The 13,872-nt window shown below is 68.2% G+C and carries 12 protein-coding genes; 3 read left to right on the top strand and 9 right to left on the bottom strand.

Annotated elements, in window-relative coordinates; all coding sequences use genetic code 11:
* Positions 1-278 precede the first annotated feature (278 nt).
* The 6 genes from ACSHXC_RS40560 to ACSHXC_RS40535 all read right to left on the bottom strand — a co-directional run bounded on the left by ACSHXC_RS40560 (position 279) and on the right by ACSHXC_RS40535 (position 6,502).
* Complete coding sequence (locus ACSHXC_RS40560; protein WP_438296357.1) at positions 279-710, bottom strand: hypothetical protein; 432 nt, start codon at positions 708-710, stop codon at positions 279-281.
* Positions 711-947: 237 nt separating this feature from the next.
* The gene (locus ACSHXC_RS40555; RefSeq protein WP_438289506.1) at positions 948-1,634 is read right to left on the bottom strand and encodes a helix-turn-helix domain-containing protein; all 687 of its coding nucleotides are present in this window, start codon (positions 1,632-1,634) and stop codon (positions 948-950) included.
* 1 nt (position 1,635) lies between these two features.
* Entirely contained in the window at positions 1,636-1,974 is a 339-nt protein-coding gene (locus ACSHXC_RS40550; protein WP_438289507.1) for a hypothetical protein, read from the bottom strand.
* A 981-nt stretch (positions 1,975-2,955) separates the two neighbouring features.
* Positions 2,956-3,975, bottom strand: coding sequence for a hypothetical protein (locus ACSHXC_RS40545; RefSeq protein WP_438289508.1), 1,020 nt, complete (start codon positions 3,973-3,975; stop codon positions 2,956-2,958).
* Positions 3,972-4,757: an AAA family ATPase gene (locus ACSHXC_RS40540; protein WP_438289509.1), complete on the bottom strand. Its 786-nt coding sequence runs from the start codon at positions 4,755-4,757 to the stop codon at positions 3,972-3,974. The genes ACSHXC_RS40545 and ACSHXC_RS40540 overlap by 4 nt, the downstream gene beginning before the upstream one ends.
* Positions 4,754-6,502, bottom strand: a complete 1,749-nt coding sequence (locus ACSHXC_RS40535) for a transposase (protein WP_438289510.1) — start codon at positions 6,500-6,502, stop codon at positions 4,754-4,756. Before ACSHXC_RS40535 ends, ACSHXC_RS40540 begins: the two co-directional genes overlap by 4 nt.
* Before the next feature lie 323 nt (positions 6,503-6,825).
* Here ACSHXC_RS40535 and ACSHXC_RS40530 point away from each other — a divergent pair, with 323 nt between their 5' ends.
* On the top strand, positions 6,826-7,944 hold the full coding sequence (locus ACSHXC_RS40530; RefSeq protein ID WP_438289511.1) for a pentapeptide repeat-containing protein: 1,119 nt from the start codon (positions 6,826-6,828) through the stop codon (positions 7,942-7,944).
* Positions 7,945-8,366: 422 nt separating this feature from the next.
* Here the strand turns inward: ACSHXC_RS40530 and ACSHXC_RS40525 are convergent, their stop codons facing one another.
* From ACSHXC_RS40525 to ACSHXC_RS40515, 3 genes are read right to left on the bottom strand one after another with little or no spacing between them, the layout of a single operon-like run.
* Positions 8,367-9,134 (bottom strand): AAA family ATPase, encoded by a 768-nt coding sequence (locus ACSHXC_RS40525; protein ID WP_438296355.1) that lies wholly within the window; start codon positions 9,132-9,134, stop codon positions 8,367-8,369.
* A complete protein-coding gene (locus tag ACSHXC_RS40520) occupies positions 9,131-10,897 on the bottom strand; it encodes a transposase (protein WP_438296354.1) in 1,767 nt (588 codons plus the stop codon). The genes ACSHXC_RS40525 and ACSHXC_RS40520 overlap by 4 nt, the downstream gene beginning before the upstream one ends.
* A 51-nt stretch (positions 10,898-10,948) precedes the next feature.
* Positions 10,949-12,226 carry an AAA family ATPase gene (locus ACSHXC_RS40515; protein WP_438296352.1) on the bottom strand — a complete coding sequence of 426 codons (1,278 nt, stop codon included), beginning with the start codon at positions 12,224-12,226 and terminating at the stop codon, positions 10,949-10,951.
* Positions 12,227-12,452: 226 nt separating this feature from the next.
* On the opposite strand from ACSHXC_RS40515, the gene ACSHXC_RS40510 reads away from it, so the two are divergent.
* On the top strand, positions 12,453-13,388 hold the full coding sequence (locus ACSHXC_RS40510; RefSeq protein ID WP_438296350.1) for a transposase: 936 nt from the start codon (positions 12,453-12,455) through the stop codon (positions 13,386-13,388).
* A 21-nt stretch (positions 13,389-13,409) separates the two neighbouring features.
* Entirely contained in the window at positions 13,410-13,790 is a 381-nt protein-coding gene (locus ACSHXC_RS40505; RefSeq protein WP_438296349.1) for a hypothetical protein, read from the top strand.
* The last annotated feature ends 82 nt before the right edge of the window (positions 13,791-13,872 follow it).

Genomic DNA, 13,872 nt, shown 5'->3' with positions numbered 1-13,872 from the left:
CGCGCTGAGCAGAGAACCGCCCCGCTTCGCGGGGCGGTCACCAGCTCGCTGCGCTCCCTGGTGAACTGCATGGCAACTGCATTGCTGCGCAATGCAGTTGCCTCGCTTTGCTCGGCTGCTCCCTTCGGGAGCTGAAGTCCTGCGCTTCGCTTAGGACTTGGCCTCGCTCTGCTCGGCCTGGCGGACTCGCTGCGCTCCCCCGCTGGCTTTCCGGCTCCGCCTCCAAGCCCAAGGCCCGCTCCGCGGGCCCAGCTGGCTACAAAGAGAGGGGCTCGGGGTCAGGCTTGTTCTCGTTTGCCTGGCGGAGCCCACGGCTTCACAAGAGGCGGCGGGCCCTCCAAGGCACCACGAACCTTGTCCTTCAGGTTTTTCGGTGGTGCCTCCTTCTCTGCCTGCGCATGCATGAGCCGGGCCGTGGTCACCCGGAAGTGGCACTCACGATGACGCTGCCTCACCAGCACCACCCACGTACCGTCCTGAGCAAGGAACACATGCCGGCCCGGCTCATCCCCCGGCCGCGCATGCCGGGCCAGAACACGTGGCGTGTAATGCAGCGCCGCGTCCTCAGCCGCCACAACCGCCTCCGCCTCATCCCGACCGATCCGGTGAGCACCCACCAGCATCCACCGATGCAACTTCAGATCCACACCGTCAGGACGCTCAGATATCCGGGTGTCCTCCTCAATGAGGACATACCACTCGTCAGTCATGGCCGACATCCACCTTCTTCCCGGAACTCACGCGCCCACTCTTCCTGTATCAGCATGCAGGCAACAGACACGGCCCCCTAATTCGAACCTTACACCGCAGAAGATGCAGCATGTATAGTCACGAAAAACAGGCAAGGTAGAGAAACACATTCAACTGTCCCCTGTCGCAGATCGGTGCTTTCTGAGACTTGTGGCCCTGAGCCTCTGGGATTCAGGGCCACAAAATCCTCTGGCTGACTACGCAACAGATTTCAGCTCTGACGGTTGGGTTGAGATTCGAGTCCAATACTCGGCTTCAATCCGCCACTCGTAACTCTTGGGGTCGTTATCACGAGTGAGGGCTTCGGCTCCAGCTTTGACCCATAGCTCCAGGTCGTCGTCCGCGACTTCGCAGGCCTTGAGGAACGCGATGGCTTGGCGGGGAGTGACCGGCAGGGTGCGGCCGTTGATGATGCGGCGGGCCGTGTTCTTCGGCAGCTCACCAGGTCCTGCCTCGCGCTCCATCTCTCCCGGCGTGGGGCAGCCGGCCCACACGTGCTGATCGCGGAGGGTCTGAAGAAGATGTCCCTTCCCGCCGATCAGAGTGGGATCGGGCGCCTTGTGCAGGTAGTAGGGGGCTCGTACCGCGCGGCGCGCGAGGATCAGCAGTTTCCGGCTGTGGCGCAGAGCGGTGTCGAGCGTGTCTGTGAAGTCTTCGTTCGTGGCGATGGTGACGAAGGCCTCGACGGTGCTCCAGGAGGGGAGAATCGTGCCGGAGGCCGCGCGTTCGAAGGTGGCCTTCGAGAACTTGCTTTCCTCGGAGTCGGCCATCTGCTGGTAGGTCAGTCCGGCTTCGGTCTTGCGGGCGCGCAGGAAGCTCGCGAGCTTCGCGCGTGCGGGGACGGTTTGATCGACGGGCTTTTCGGGCCTCCCTGCGGCGGACACGTCAGTTCTCCGCACTGGCGCGGTAGGCCTGCGCGAGGCGGTCGAGGCGACGGCGGGCGCGGCCTCCGCCGGTGACCACCAGGAGCACGATCATGGCGCCGATGCCTCCCGCCCCCGCGAGGAGCTCCAGGGCGTTCGCGACGTTCATTCCCACCTGGGTGAGGACGGCCGCGGTGACGATGCACGCGATGATGACCAGGGCGTGTGGCATCCCGAAGCGGGCGTGCGCAGGCATGTCGGGCGTGGAGGGCGCCTCAGCGGCGCTCCTGGTGATGGCGTTGATGCTGGACGCGGGTGTGGTGGCCACAGCGATTGCTGCGGCAGCGGGCATGTCGCCCATGTAGCGCTCCCTCTTCACCGTCCGGCGATCTTGAGATCGCCGGACGGTACTACTCGGCTCCAACCTTCGGTCCACCCGTTGTGTTCAAGGGAGTTGGCGCTCCACGCAAAGAGGGGACCCTGTTCCGAACAGAGTGGCAGCCCGTAAGCCATAGACGACACTCCAGCAAACCGTTGGCTCAGGACCGCCCCAACTCGTTCTCTCCGAACACCGGGTACACGTCGTCGTCGAGGGCTAAGACCGTCTGTCCCGATGTTGACCAACAAAGACGCAGGTCAGGGCCTCGTAGGAGGCTCTACCACGCGCCACTGACAGCGGCTCAGCACTGGAAAACCGCAGGTCAAGGCATCTTTTTGGGCTTCCAGGGGATGGTTGACGTAGTGATATTGCACCGACACTTACGTTCCGTAACCGCCGTCGCGCATGACTCCGACCTGCATTGATTCAGTATTGTGCCGGTTACCGAGAAATGATCTTGGAGATGGTGGTCCACCATAGTCATCACGGCACGCGGCCTGTAGCTCCCGCGGTAGCCGCCCTGATTGCTACTGGCTCCAACCGGCGCGCAGGGAAACCGAGCCAGGCGTTGGCGCGCCTGCTCAAGTGAAGCCGATCCCCGGCCCTTATGGCCAGGCATCGGCTTCGCTGCATCCTCGGTCAGGTTCGGGCCGTTCAGCGCGACGCCCTGGGCCGCCGCGCCACTCGAACCCCCGCCCCCTGTCCGCCCCGCAGACCACGCCCCCACCCTTCTTGATCATTGGGCGCAGAGAGTCGGGTAGAAGGGGATGCCTGACCTCCCCACCATGCCTCTCGATGGGATGGGGTCTCACCCAGTGCGCGCGGACAGGATCTTGAAACCGAGGTGTTCCTCCGGCGGTCAGGGCGTGGGGCTCTGGAGGCGGACGGCGAGCTCCGCGGGGAAGCCGGCCCCGCGCATGGGGGCGGTAGCCCTGATCACGCCGGTCAGGTCCTTGTGCGCACTCACGGCTGGATGAACCAGGGGTGAGGCGGGCGGAGTCGGCACTGTTCGGCGAACTCGGTCAGGGGTGTGGTGGCGAACGCCGGCGGGTGGAAGAGCCGCAGTCTCCCCGCGCCCGCGCGGGGCGCAGCGGCCAGGGCGAGGTGTGCTGTGGCGGTGATGAGGGGGCGGGCCCAGGGTGGAACGGTGTGGGTTGCGCAACGCCTTTGGTGGGTGACCCGGTTGGGGTCGTGGAGGGTGAGTTCGGAGCGGTCGGGGTCGTAGTCGTGGAGGCGGACGGTGGCGAGTTGGGACTCGGCGGCTGCGGTGAAGACGGCAGTGGCCAGTGCTCCGGCCAGGTAGGGGTGCGCGGTACGAGTTGCCAGCCGGTGGCTGATTTCCCTCAGTACGGCGGGAGTCAACGGTTTCAGGCGGGCGACGTGGGAGATCACGGCCGGCGGTGGATGACGGCAGGTGCAGTCGGGGAAGTAGCCGCCGTGGGGAAGGCGGTCCAGGGCCGGGAGAGTGATCCACCGGCCGGGCGTGCGGTAGCGGATCGGTGGGACGGGCGGAGCCGGCGGGTGGAGCAGACGTACCGTTTCCAGGTCGTCGATGAGGGCGTGCGGTACGTCGTCGAAGACTCGGGGAGCGGCGTATGGCTGTGGGCCGTGGAAGACGACCGTCAGCGGCACGGCGGTGGCCTCGCGCAGCCGGAGCAGGTACTTCCATGCCGGGAGCGGCAGGAGGTGGGCACGCAGGACGGTCAGGCGGGTGACGGGCAGTCCTGCGATCCAGGCGGCCGACACGGCCCAGGGCGGGGCTGCGCCCCAACGCTGTCTGTTCAGGGGGACGACAGGCTTGCCGAGGGCCTCGAGGATTTCGTAGGCCAGGTCGGTGGGGCTGGGCCTGGGGGGTGGCGGATGCACGGTGATGCGGCCCTGGGCGAGGTGGTGGGAGGCGAGCAGGGCTGCGGTGAAGGCCTGGTCGTCGCGGCGGTCCACGATCACGGTGACCGGTTCCGGGGTGCGGTCGAGGAGGATCACGGGGCGCGCCTGTGCTTGAGTTTGCTGTAGGCCCAGCGCAGGAGCTGTTCGTCGACCACCTTGTTGTCGGTGTCGCGCAGGCCCTGGAGCATGATGTGGGTGATCTTTGCCCAGGCCCGGAAGTTGCCGTGCGCCGCCTCGGTGTCCGCCATGGCGATCAGCTCGGCCGGAGCCGTGGCCCATAAGGGGTGGAACGCGGGGATCACCGACCGGACTTCCGCCAGGGACATCCGCGGGATTTCCTGCCAGACGTAAATCCTGGATTCCAGCATCGGCTCGCTCTGCAGGACCTCGAAACAGCCGTTTCCGCCGGTGAAGACAATGGCCATATCGGTGTCCACGTCATCCCAGAGGTAGCGCAGGTATTCGAAACAGTGCTTGGAAAGCCACTGGGCTTCGTCGCACACGACCACCCGGAACTCCTCTGCCAGCGCCCCGCGCAGCGTCCGGTCGAACTCGATCGGGCGCTGCGGCGGCCGGCCGGGCAGGCGCAGTGCGTAGAAGAGTTCATGGCGCAGGTCGCGGGTGGTGGGGCGGGCGCGGAACTGGATCCGGTAGGTCTGTTCGGGAGCGAGGTCGCGCAGGGAGGCGTTGACTGCCAGCGACTTGCCATGCCCGGTGTTGCCGTGGACACACATCATCGCTCTCGCCGTGATCGCGGCCCGGACGTTCTCCCGCACGGCGAGCAGTGCCTTGGTCGCTACGACCTGGGCGTCGGGCAGCCGCATGTAGTGGTCGTCGCGCACCGACGGCAGCAGGCCCCGGCGCACAGCCGCGCTCACCGCTCCCCCTGCGGGAGGTCAGGAGGAGGAGCGGGCGCTGCAACGGGTCCCCTGCCTTCGCCAGGCTCGGCAGGACCAGCGGAGTCGGCAGCCGTGGCCGTTGGTCGGCTGTGGGAGGGCCGGTTCACAGGGCGGGCCCAGGTATCAGGCGGCGCGCTCGGCGGAATCAGGTCCGGCAACGTCTTGGCAGTCAGGTCTGTCTCTGCCGCACGCGACAGCCGCTCGTGTGCCTCGGCCTCGGTCAGCGCGCCCAGCTGCTTCGGTACGACCGGCTCGGTGACCGCCTCGTAGCGCCGGTAACGCATGTGGTCCGCCGCCGCCAGCGCCTTCACCAGACGGCGCCGCTCCGCGTCCTTGGCCCGGCGCAGCGCCAGGCGCTGCTCATGGGTCGCGGCATCCGCCAGGAACGCCGGCCCCAGATGCGTGCCCGTAGCGGCGTCGAACACCTCGATCTCGTGGTCGTGGTGCGGAACGAACCGCACCCGCACCCGCAGGCGGCCCAGCCCGTGCATCCACTCCCCCACGTAATACCGGTTACGCCAGCGCACCCCGCTCGCGGTGAGCGTGCGCACCCGGCCGTCATCCTCCAGCGTGAACGCCCACAACAACCCCGCATCCACGTCCTCGACGGGCGTCGGATCGTCCTGCCACGCCTGAAGCGGCGTACGGCCGCCCAACGGCTGGGATATGTGAGCGGTGTTCCACTGATGCACCCAGTCCAGGAGCAACTCGACGAACACCGTGAACGGCAGCGCCTCACCCCCATCACGGTCCGCCCGCCGCGGCCTGGGCGTCGCACTCGGAGCGTGCCGGTAACGCGGCAGCGCAGCACAGAACATCCGCACCACACACCGGTTCAGGTTCTCCACCGTGCCCTTCAACTCCGGCCGGTACGGCGGGAGCCGCTGCACCGGCACGGCGAACGCGCCCAGGGCCGACCCGACCGTGTCCGACAGGAAATCCGCGCCCTGGTCGATCCTCACCAGTCCCGGCAGTCCCCCGATCGGCCCGTACGCCCCGCCCCGCGACAACGCGATCCGCAAGGCAGCCAGGATCGCGTCCCGCGACGGCTGATGCGGCGTCACCGCAGCCCCCGTGACCGCGTTCGTCGCGCAGTCGATGAACCACGTCACCCACGGACACACCAACACCCCGTCCAGGACCACCTCGACCGGCAGATGCTTGTGATCAGCCTCCCAACACGTATTCCGCCACTCCCGCGGCCGCCGCAGATGCACATCGTGCAGACGCCGCGCCCGCTCCCCGCCCACAAGAGCCGCACGCTGCCCCACACTCAGATCCCGCACCACCGCCCGCTGCAACGTCGCCAACGACGGCACCGGTACACACGGCGCGGAGCACGGTCCCACCCCCTTGCCCAGGCCTGCCTCTCCCCCATCACCGCCGTACGCGGCGCCATCTGGCGAGACCGCCCGGGACTCGGCCAGCAACTCCCGGTGGACCGCAGCCGCGTTCCCACCCCACAACGCCAACCGGGCATGCAACTCAGGCGTGATCGTGAAACGACCACGCCGTTTCCGCGCCACCCGGCCCTCGACACGCGCCACCTGCAGCCACCGCCACACCGTCCGCAGCGACACCCCCACACTCGTCGCGGCCAGACGGACATGCGCCGTCGTCAGCTCCCCACGCCCGTCCAGCGCCAGCAGACGCCCGACAGCCTGCTCACGCCCCAACGCAGGCGGCACCACACCACCACCCACCATGTCCGGCACCTGGGCCATGGACTATCACCACCTCGGGTCCACCCGCCCGGCAGCACCTCACCGTCAGAACCGGCAGGCCGACACCATCCATGACACCGCCAACCGCGCAAACCTCACACCGCAAACCGCATACAGCTGCCACCGATCTACGGGAGTGGTACAAGCCCAACTGGTGCGGCTGCGAGCCGATTCCGGCCTTCAACCTCTGCTCTCGCTCAGGTAGCCATGTTTCTCTGTCGGCTGTCGGCGGACAGCAAGCAACGTCAACACCAGAATCACGCCCCAGAACGCACGGCGGCGGCTAGGGTCATCGCTCTCGGCCCGACCTCCCCGGAGCTCTCATGCCCGATCCAGACCAGATTCCTTCGCTCCCAGACCACCAGCATTCATGGCGTCAATGGACCGTCATCGCCGTGACGATCGTGGTCGCCTTCGGCTTGGTCCTCACCGTGATGTGGCGCGCGCCGTGGTTCCTTGACCGGGTGGAACTCGGGCGGCTCCATGACCCAGGCCCGAAAGCCACCGTGGTATCCGGCTTCCGCACCGGCCTTGCCGCCCTCGCTGTCGCCTCAGCCGGAGCGATCGGCCTGATCTTCCAGCAGCGGAACCTAAAGATCACCCAGCAGACGCTGGAGCACAACCGACAGAAAGACCGACGGCAGTTGGAGCTCACGCTCGAAGCCCAGTTGACGGACTACTACATCAAGGCTGTCAGTCTCCTCGCTCACACAGACCGCACCGAGCGCCTGGGCGGAATCTACGCCCTGGAACGCATCATGCGGGACTCAGCCAAAGACCACGACACCGTAGTCCAGCTCCTCGCCGCTTACATACGCGAATACGCGAAAAGAGACCGCTCCCGTGCTCAGGTCATCGGCAGCAAACCAAACCCGCCCTCCGACGACATACGGGCCGCGCTGACTGTCCTCGGACGGCGCCCTGAACGTGCCGCAGAATCAGAAATCGACCTGAGCAACACCGACCTCCCCTGCGTCAATCTCCACCACGCCCGTCTGCCACGGACACTCTTCGTCGGATGCAACCTGGACGGCGCCGAGCTCACCGGTGCCAACCTCGCAGGCAGCAGCTTCTACAGAGCCTCGCTGCGCCACATCCAAGCCAACAACGTCAACCTGCGCGGAACTCAGCTCTCCGAAGCAGACATGCGGGACGCGGACGCACTGGGCGCCGACCTGCGCGACGCGCTGATGCACAAGGCAGACCTCCGAGGCGCACACCTGACGGCCGGGAACCTACACGGCGCCAGCCTCCACGAGGCACAGCTCGTCGACACCTCCACCGGAGGGAAAATCACCGTCGTCGACGTCGAACAACTCCTCACCGCCTCGGTCACCGACGACACCAAGCTCAGCAATGCCCACCGCCAGGCTGAAGGAATGGAAGCCCACATCAACAAGTGCACCAGGGCACGCATCATGGGCGAGTCGGGCCCAAACTGACCCACCCCTACCAGCTATCAACGCTCAGGAAACCGCATCCCGCTGTCACGGGAAACAACACGACACGTCACCACCAGAGCCACGCCGAACAGACACTCACTAGATCAACAAACCGAAACGAGCTGCTCAACCCCGGTGACAGAAAAACGCCCCCATCACCCCACCGCGACACCCACCAACAACTTCACAGCACTGTGTAGTGTCCCGAGCCGACTGGTCACCCCTGGCGGAGGCCGGATGGGCCGCAGTGCTTCCTTCGCAGAAAAGTTTCGGGGTATCCGTATCTCCGGTTCTGTCCCCTGAGAGTGCTCCGGGCTTCCTCAGCGCATGGGTCGGCTGAGGTTGCCCAGCTGATATTCCGTCAAGTAGCTGGAACAGCAGTCATGTTGGGCAGTGAATGGATGTCAGGAGGGGGCTGCTGGCTAACCGGTGGGGCCCAGCCGGCTGAAGGCCCACCGCAGTACTTCCTGGTCGACACGGGTACGGCCGGTGCGCTCGAGGGCGATATGAGTGTGGGCGGTCAGACGGGCCCAGTTACGGAAGTTGCCGTGCGCGGCGCGGCTGTCGGCGAAGGTGATGTTGTCGGGGTCGGCCTCGGCCCAGATGGGGTGGTAGAGCGGGATGACGTCCAGGACCTCCTCGGGTGTGAGACGGCTGATGCGCTGCCAGATGAAGATCCGGGAGGAGAGCATCGGTTCCTTGCGCAGGGCCTGGTAGCAGCCTTCTCCTCCCACGAAGACGATCGCGAGCTGGGTGTAGGGGTCATCCCAGATGTAGCGGACGTACTCCAGCTGGTCGCTGGAAAGCCACTGCGCCTCGTCCAGGACGAGGGTGCGCGGATGCGTGGCGAGTTCGTTCATGAGGACGTGGTCGAACTCGCTGGCGTAGCGCGGGGGCTGGCCCGGCAGCCCGAGGCTGGTGAACAGTTCGTGGCGCACCGCGCGGGTGGTAGCGCGGGCGTGGAAGGTGATGCGGTGGATGTCCTCGCCGGGTTCGAGTTCGCGCAGACAGCTGGTGACCGCCACCGTCTTGCCGAAGCCGGCGCCGCCATGGATACACATCATCGCGCGGGCATTGATCGTGTCGGCGAGGTTCTCCCGGGCGGTGAGCAGCGCCCGGGTGGTCACGAGACGGGCGTCGGGCAGGGCGACGTACTGGTCGGTGGGCGCGGGCGGCAGATGACGGGTCATGGGGTGTCCTCGTGAGCGGGGGTGGGCGGCGAGCCGGTGGGCCGGGTGCGGGCCTTCAGAGAGTCCGGGATGGGCCAGTCGGGGGGCGGGGGTGCGGGCGCGATCAGATCGGGCAGGGCCAGCTTGGCGAGGTCGCCTTCATCGTGGCGGGCCAGTTCCCGGGTGGCTTCGGCCGCGGTGACCGCGTTGAGACGCAGCGCGTCGGTGGGGGCCGTGGCGGGGGCGAAGCGTTCGTGGCGCAGCTGTTCGGCCGCCTTGGCGTCAGCCCGCAGGCGCCGAGCTCGCCGGGCGCGGGCGCGGCGCAGCGCGGCGAGTTGTTCGTCGGTGGCCCGGTCGGCGAGGTGCGCGGTACCCAGGCGGTGGCCGTGGGGTGTGCAGACTTCGATCTCGTGGGTGTGGTGCGGCATGAAGCGCACACTGACCTCGCGGCCGGCCTGCCCGGTCATCCAGCCGGCGATGTAGTCGCGGTTGCGGAAGCGGACGCCGTGGCTGGTGATCGTGCGGGTGCGGCCGTCGTCCTCGAGGGTGAAGGACCACACGTCGGCTGCGGGGACGTCGTTGAGCGGGGTCGGATCGGCCTGCCACGCTTCGAGCGGGGTGGCGCCGTGCAGGCCGTCGGGGCGGTGCTCGGTGTTCCACCAGCACACCCAGGCCAGCAGCTCCTCGGTGAAGGCCTGGAACGTCATCGCCGGCACCGGGGCGGGCGGTTGGACGGGGCGGCGGCGGGGCTTGTGCTCCTTGGGGGTGTAGCCGGGCAGGGCGGCGAACAGCATCCGGCCCACGCAGCGGTTGAGGTTCTCGATGCCGCCCTTCAAGTGCGGGCTGTAGGGCGGCAGCACGGTGATGTCCGAGTCCAGCGCGGTCAGCGCGGTGGACACCGTGCGCGACAGGAAGTCCCTGCCCCGGTCGAACCGCACATGGGCGGGCAGCCCGCCGAACGGCCCGTACGGCTCGGTACGCACGACCGCGGAGCGCAGCGCGGCCAGGACCGAGGCGCGGGTCGGGCAGCCGGGCGTGACCGCGACGCCCGTGACGGCTTTCGTCGCGCAGTCGATGAACCAGGTGACGTACGGGTCGACGAGGTCACCGTCGGCCTCCACCCGGAGCGGGGCCTGGACGTGATCGGCCTCCCACACCTGGTTGCGCCAGGTCCGGGGACGCTTGGCGAACACGTCCAGGGCACGGGCGGCCTCAGGGCCGTTGCGGTATCCGGCCCGCTCCCCCGCCGTCAGGTCCCGGCGCACCGCCCGCAGGAACGTTGCCAGCGATGGGACCGGATCCAGCAGCGGCACAGCGGTGGGCGGGGCACCGCCCGGGAGCGCGCTGCGGGGCGAGTGGGGTGGGGGCGTGGCCGGGCGTGGGTCGGAGGCGTATGCGTCTGGTGAGGGTGCGGGTGGCGCGGCGGGGGTCTGGCGGGCGCGGGTGAGGAGTTCGCGGTGGACCGCGGAGGCGTTGCCGTGCCAGTACGCCAGCAGCACCCGCAGCTCGGGGGTGATCTCGAAACGGGTGACGCGGCGGGCGCCCGGGGAAGCAACCGTGGTGGGGGTGGTGGCGTCGGCCAGCCACCGCCACACGGTGCGCTCCGAGACGTTGAAGCACCGGGCAGTCGCGGCCACATGGCCGCGACTGAGCCTGCCCTGGGCGCGCAGTTGGAGAAGCTGTCGCACGGCCGGGGTGCGCAGGGCGGTCAGCGACACCGCGTCCAAGGCGGGTTCGGAAGGAATCGGTGATGGTGGCGGGTTGTCCGGGGTGGACGTGTTCATCTGGGCCCTTCTGTCCCGCTCGTAGGGGGCTGGCATTCGGTGGTGAGCCGGTCAGGGGCGGGGGCCGAGGCGGGCACAGGCCCAGGTCAGCAGTGCACGGTCCAAAGCGGCGGCGGAGCGGCGGTTCACGGCCGCGTAGACGTGGGAGGTGATCTTGGCCCAGGTGCGGAAGTTCCCGCGGGCGCACGTCTCGTCCGCGTGCAGTAGATCGGCATCCTCGGCGGCGTCCCACAGCGGGTGGAACAGGCGCAGCACGCCCGGGGCTTGGGAAGCCGTGAGGCGTGGCATGTGCTGCCAGGTGAGGATGCGGGAAGCCAGCGCGGGAGCACGGGCCAGGGTGCGCTCGGCGCCGGCCCCGCACAGCACCAAAGAGGTCTGGGTAGTGGGGGCGTCCACGAGCAGACGGAGGTAGTCCAGCTCGGGTGCGGCGATGCGCTGGACGTCGTCGATCACCAGCACGCCCGGGGCCTGGAATGCCTCCAGCAGGGTGCGGTCGGCGGCATCCGTGCGGTTCGTCAACGCGGTGGCGGGCAAGCCGAAGGCGGTGAGCAGCGCGGCCCGCAACTGCGGCAGGGCCGGTTTCACCGCCACCAGCGCATGGTGCACCGGGACACGGCGCGGCAGCTGGCGCAGGGCCTGGTCCAGGGCGACGGTCTTGCCGTGCCCCGTGTCTCCGTACACGCACAGCACACCCCGGGCGGCGACGGTATGAGCGAGAACTTCGGTGACCTCGCCGAGTTGGAGGGTGGAGACCATACGTGCGCCCGGGGCGTAGAGCCGTACCCCGTAGCCGAACGAGGACGGGCCTGGCTGTTCCCGAGTGCTGTCACCCCCGCCGGGCTCGGTAGCGGGCGGGGCAGGCCGGCCTAACTCGTCGACGGTGCCCGGCAGGGCGAGCTCGGCCAGGGCACGGTCGTAACGCTCGGGGGTACGGCGGGCATGAGCGGGGCGGGAGATCGCCAGGGTACGGCCGGCCTGCTTCTCGCGGCGGATCGCGTCATGCAGCGTCGTCAGCGCCGGAACCCGATTCGCGCCCGGCACGTCCCCTTCGGGGTTCGCGGCTTCGGCCTGTTCCTGCATCCAGCGGTGCAAAGCCTTGACGTTCCCGCCCAGGTCCGACAGCCGGGCCCACAACTCGTCCGTGACCGTGTACGCCACACGTCGGCGTGATCCTTCTACCCGCCCCGTGTCCTGTGCTCGGGCCAGCCAGTTCCACACCGTCCGCAGATGTACCCCGGCCGTGTCCGCAGCGATCCGCACATGGACCGTCTCCAGCATGCCCGCTTCACGAAGAGTCAGCAGACGCCGCACCACCACCTGGCGGATCAACGCCCGATCCTGCACGGGCGAGCCCAGCCCTGGGGAAGCAGATCGCGATTCCGCCTCCTCCCCCGAGGTCGGGGCGGAGGCAGCAAGTGGCGAGGACCGTGCAGTCATACCCACCAGCACACCGGGACGCTGGCACCGGGTGCACAGGAATGGGCATCCCCACGTCAGCCGCCCATCAGGTGTGCTACGCCCAACTCGCAGGCCATGACAGCCATTTCCTCACGGCATGACAGCCACAGCGCCCTGCCACGGCACCCGAAAAGAGCAGGCCAACAACCCTTTCACCGAAGCCCGGCCCGCTGACACCCAACCCGCTGACACCACACCGCACAATCACAGGCAGCGAGCCGGCCACATCGAAGCCAAGGTCGCGGCCGTCAACCAGCTCGCCGCGCTCCTGGACGAGCACTGGCCCGGCGGCAAGGCCGTCTTCTACGAACTCGACAGCGACATCGCCATGGCCTTCCTGGAGCGATTCCCCACCCCGGCCTCCGCCGCCAAACTCACCGCCGGACGCCTCGAAGTGTGGTGCAAACGACACGGATACCCCGGCAAGAAGCCCGGCAGCGTCCTGATCGAACGCCTGCGCTCGGCTCCCAAGGCAGCCTCCCGCCTGAGCGAGCAGACGGCCGGACAGCTTATCTGCGTCCAGGTCCAACTCGTGCAGGGTGCACGCGCGACCATCCGCACCCTGGACAAAGCCATCAGCGAGACCACCGAAAAGCACCCTTACGCACCGCTGTTCGCCACCATGCCGCGCATCGGGAAAGCCAGCCTCGGCCAGGCCATCGGTGAGATCGGCCCGATCCTGGAGCGAGCACAGTCCTGCGAACAGCTCATCGCCGAAGCCGGCGTCGTTCCCGTCACCCGCGCCTCGGGCAAGTCCCGCACGGTCGCCTTCCGCTTCGCGACCAACCGCAGAGCCCGCGTGGCCCTGACCACCTTCGCCGACAACAGCCGACACGGCAACGACTGGGCCGCCAAGATCTACAACGACGCACGGGCCCGCAAGAAGCGACACCCCCATGCCGTTCGCATCCTGGCCCGCGCCTGGCTCCGCGTGATGTGGGCCTGCTGGCGAGACGGAGCCTGCTACGACCCCGCAATCCACCAAGCCAACGGCAAAATCAATACGGCCGTCGAACCACCCCTGACGGCGTAGAGGTTGACTCAGGGAACTCACGTGGGCCGTGTGATGCAGATCAAGGGACTGCTCGGCTCCGGGCTGCCGACCCGGGGCATCCGGCAGATCCTGCCCTGCCTGGACAAGCCCCGGAGCATCTACTTCGACGATCTGACGCCCGAGATGCTCAGGGTTGTGGAGTGCGAACACGGCCACCTGACGCAGCGGATCGACTGCCTGACCCGCAACCGGGACGCGATCGGCGACTACCTGGAGACGGTACGCGGCATGAGAGCCGCCGCCGATCCCTCCGGTCGGGCGGGCGGAGGCTCGTGGGCTCCGTTCACTTTCGCCGGAACAGCCTCCGCAGCCAGCTCCCCCTCGGCCCGGGGCGACGGGGTCGCCGACTGCCTGCACTCCCTGACCGGGCAGGTCGCGTGATCCGTATCCGGCAGCTTCCTCTTGCACGCGCGGTCCAGACGGGGTGCGTGGGCCGCGAGCAGGGATATCAGTTCGTCGCGTC

Origin of the sequence: Streptomyces sp. HUAS TT7 (assembly GCF_051550175.1) — a bacterium.
Lineage (GTDB): Bacteria > Actinomycetota > Actinomycetes > Streptomycetales > Streptomycetaceae > Streptomyces.
This window is presented reverse-complemented; position numbering and strand designations above follow the sequence as displayed.

Coding starts and splice junctions, on each gene's coding strand:
- ACSHXC_RS40560 (WP_438296357.1), bottom strand. CDS start 710: ATGACTGACGAGTGGTATGTCCTCATTGAGGAGGACACCCGGATATCT.
- ACSHXC_RS40550 (WP_438289507.1), bottom strand. CDS start 1,974: ATGGGCGACATGCCCGCTGCCGCAGCAATCGCTGTGGCCACCACACCC.
- ACSHXC_RS40535 (WP_438289510.1), bottom strand. CDS start 6,502: ATGGCCCAGGTGCCGGACATGGTGGGTGGTGGTGTGGTGCCGCCTGCG.
- ACSHXC_RS40530 (WP_438289511.1), top strand. CDS start 6,826: ATGCCCGATCCAGACCAGATTCCTTCGCTCCCAGACCACCAGCATTCA.
- ACSHXC_RS40525 (WP_438296355.1), bottom strand. CDS start 9,134: ATGACCCGTCATCTGCCGCCCGCGCCCACCGACCAGTACGTCGCCCTG.
- ACSHXC_RS40520 (WP_438296354.1), bottom strand. CDS start 10,897: ATGAACACGTCCACCCCGGACAACCCGCCACCATCACCGATTCCTTCC.
- ACSHXC_RS40510 (WP_438296350.1), top strand. CDS start 12,453: ATGACAGCCACAGCGCCCTGCCACGGCACCCGAAAAGAGCAGGCCAAC.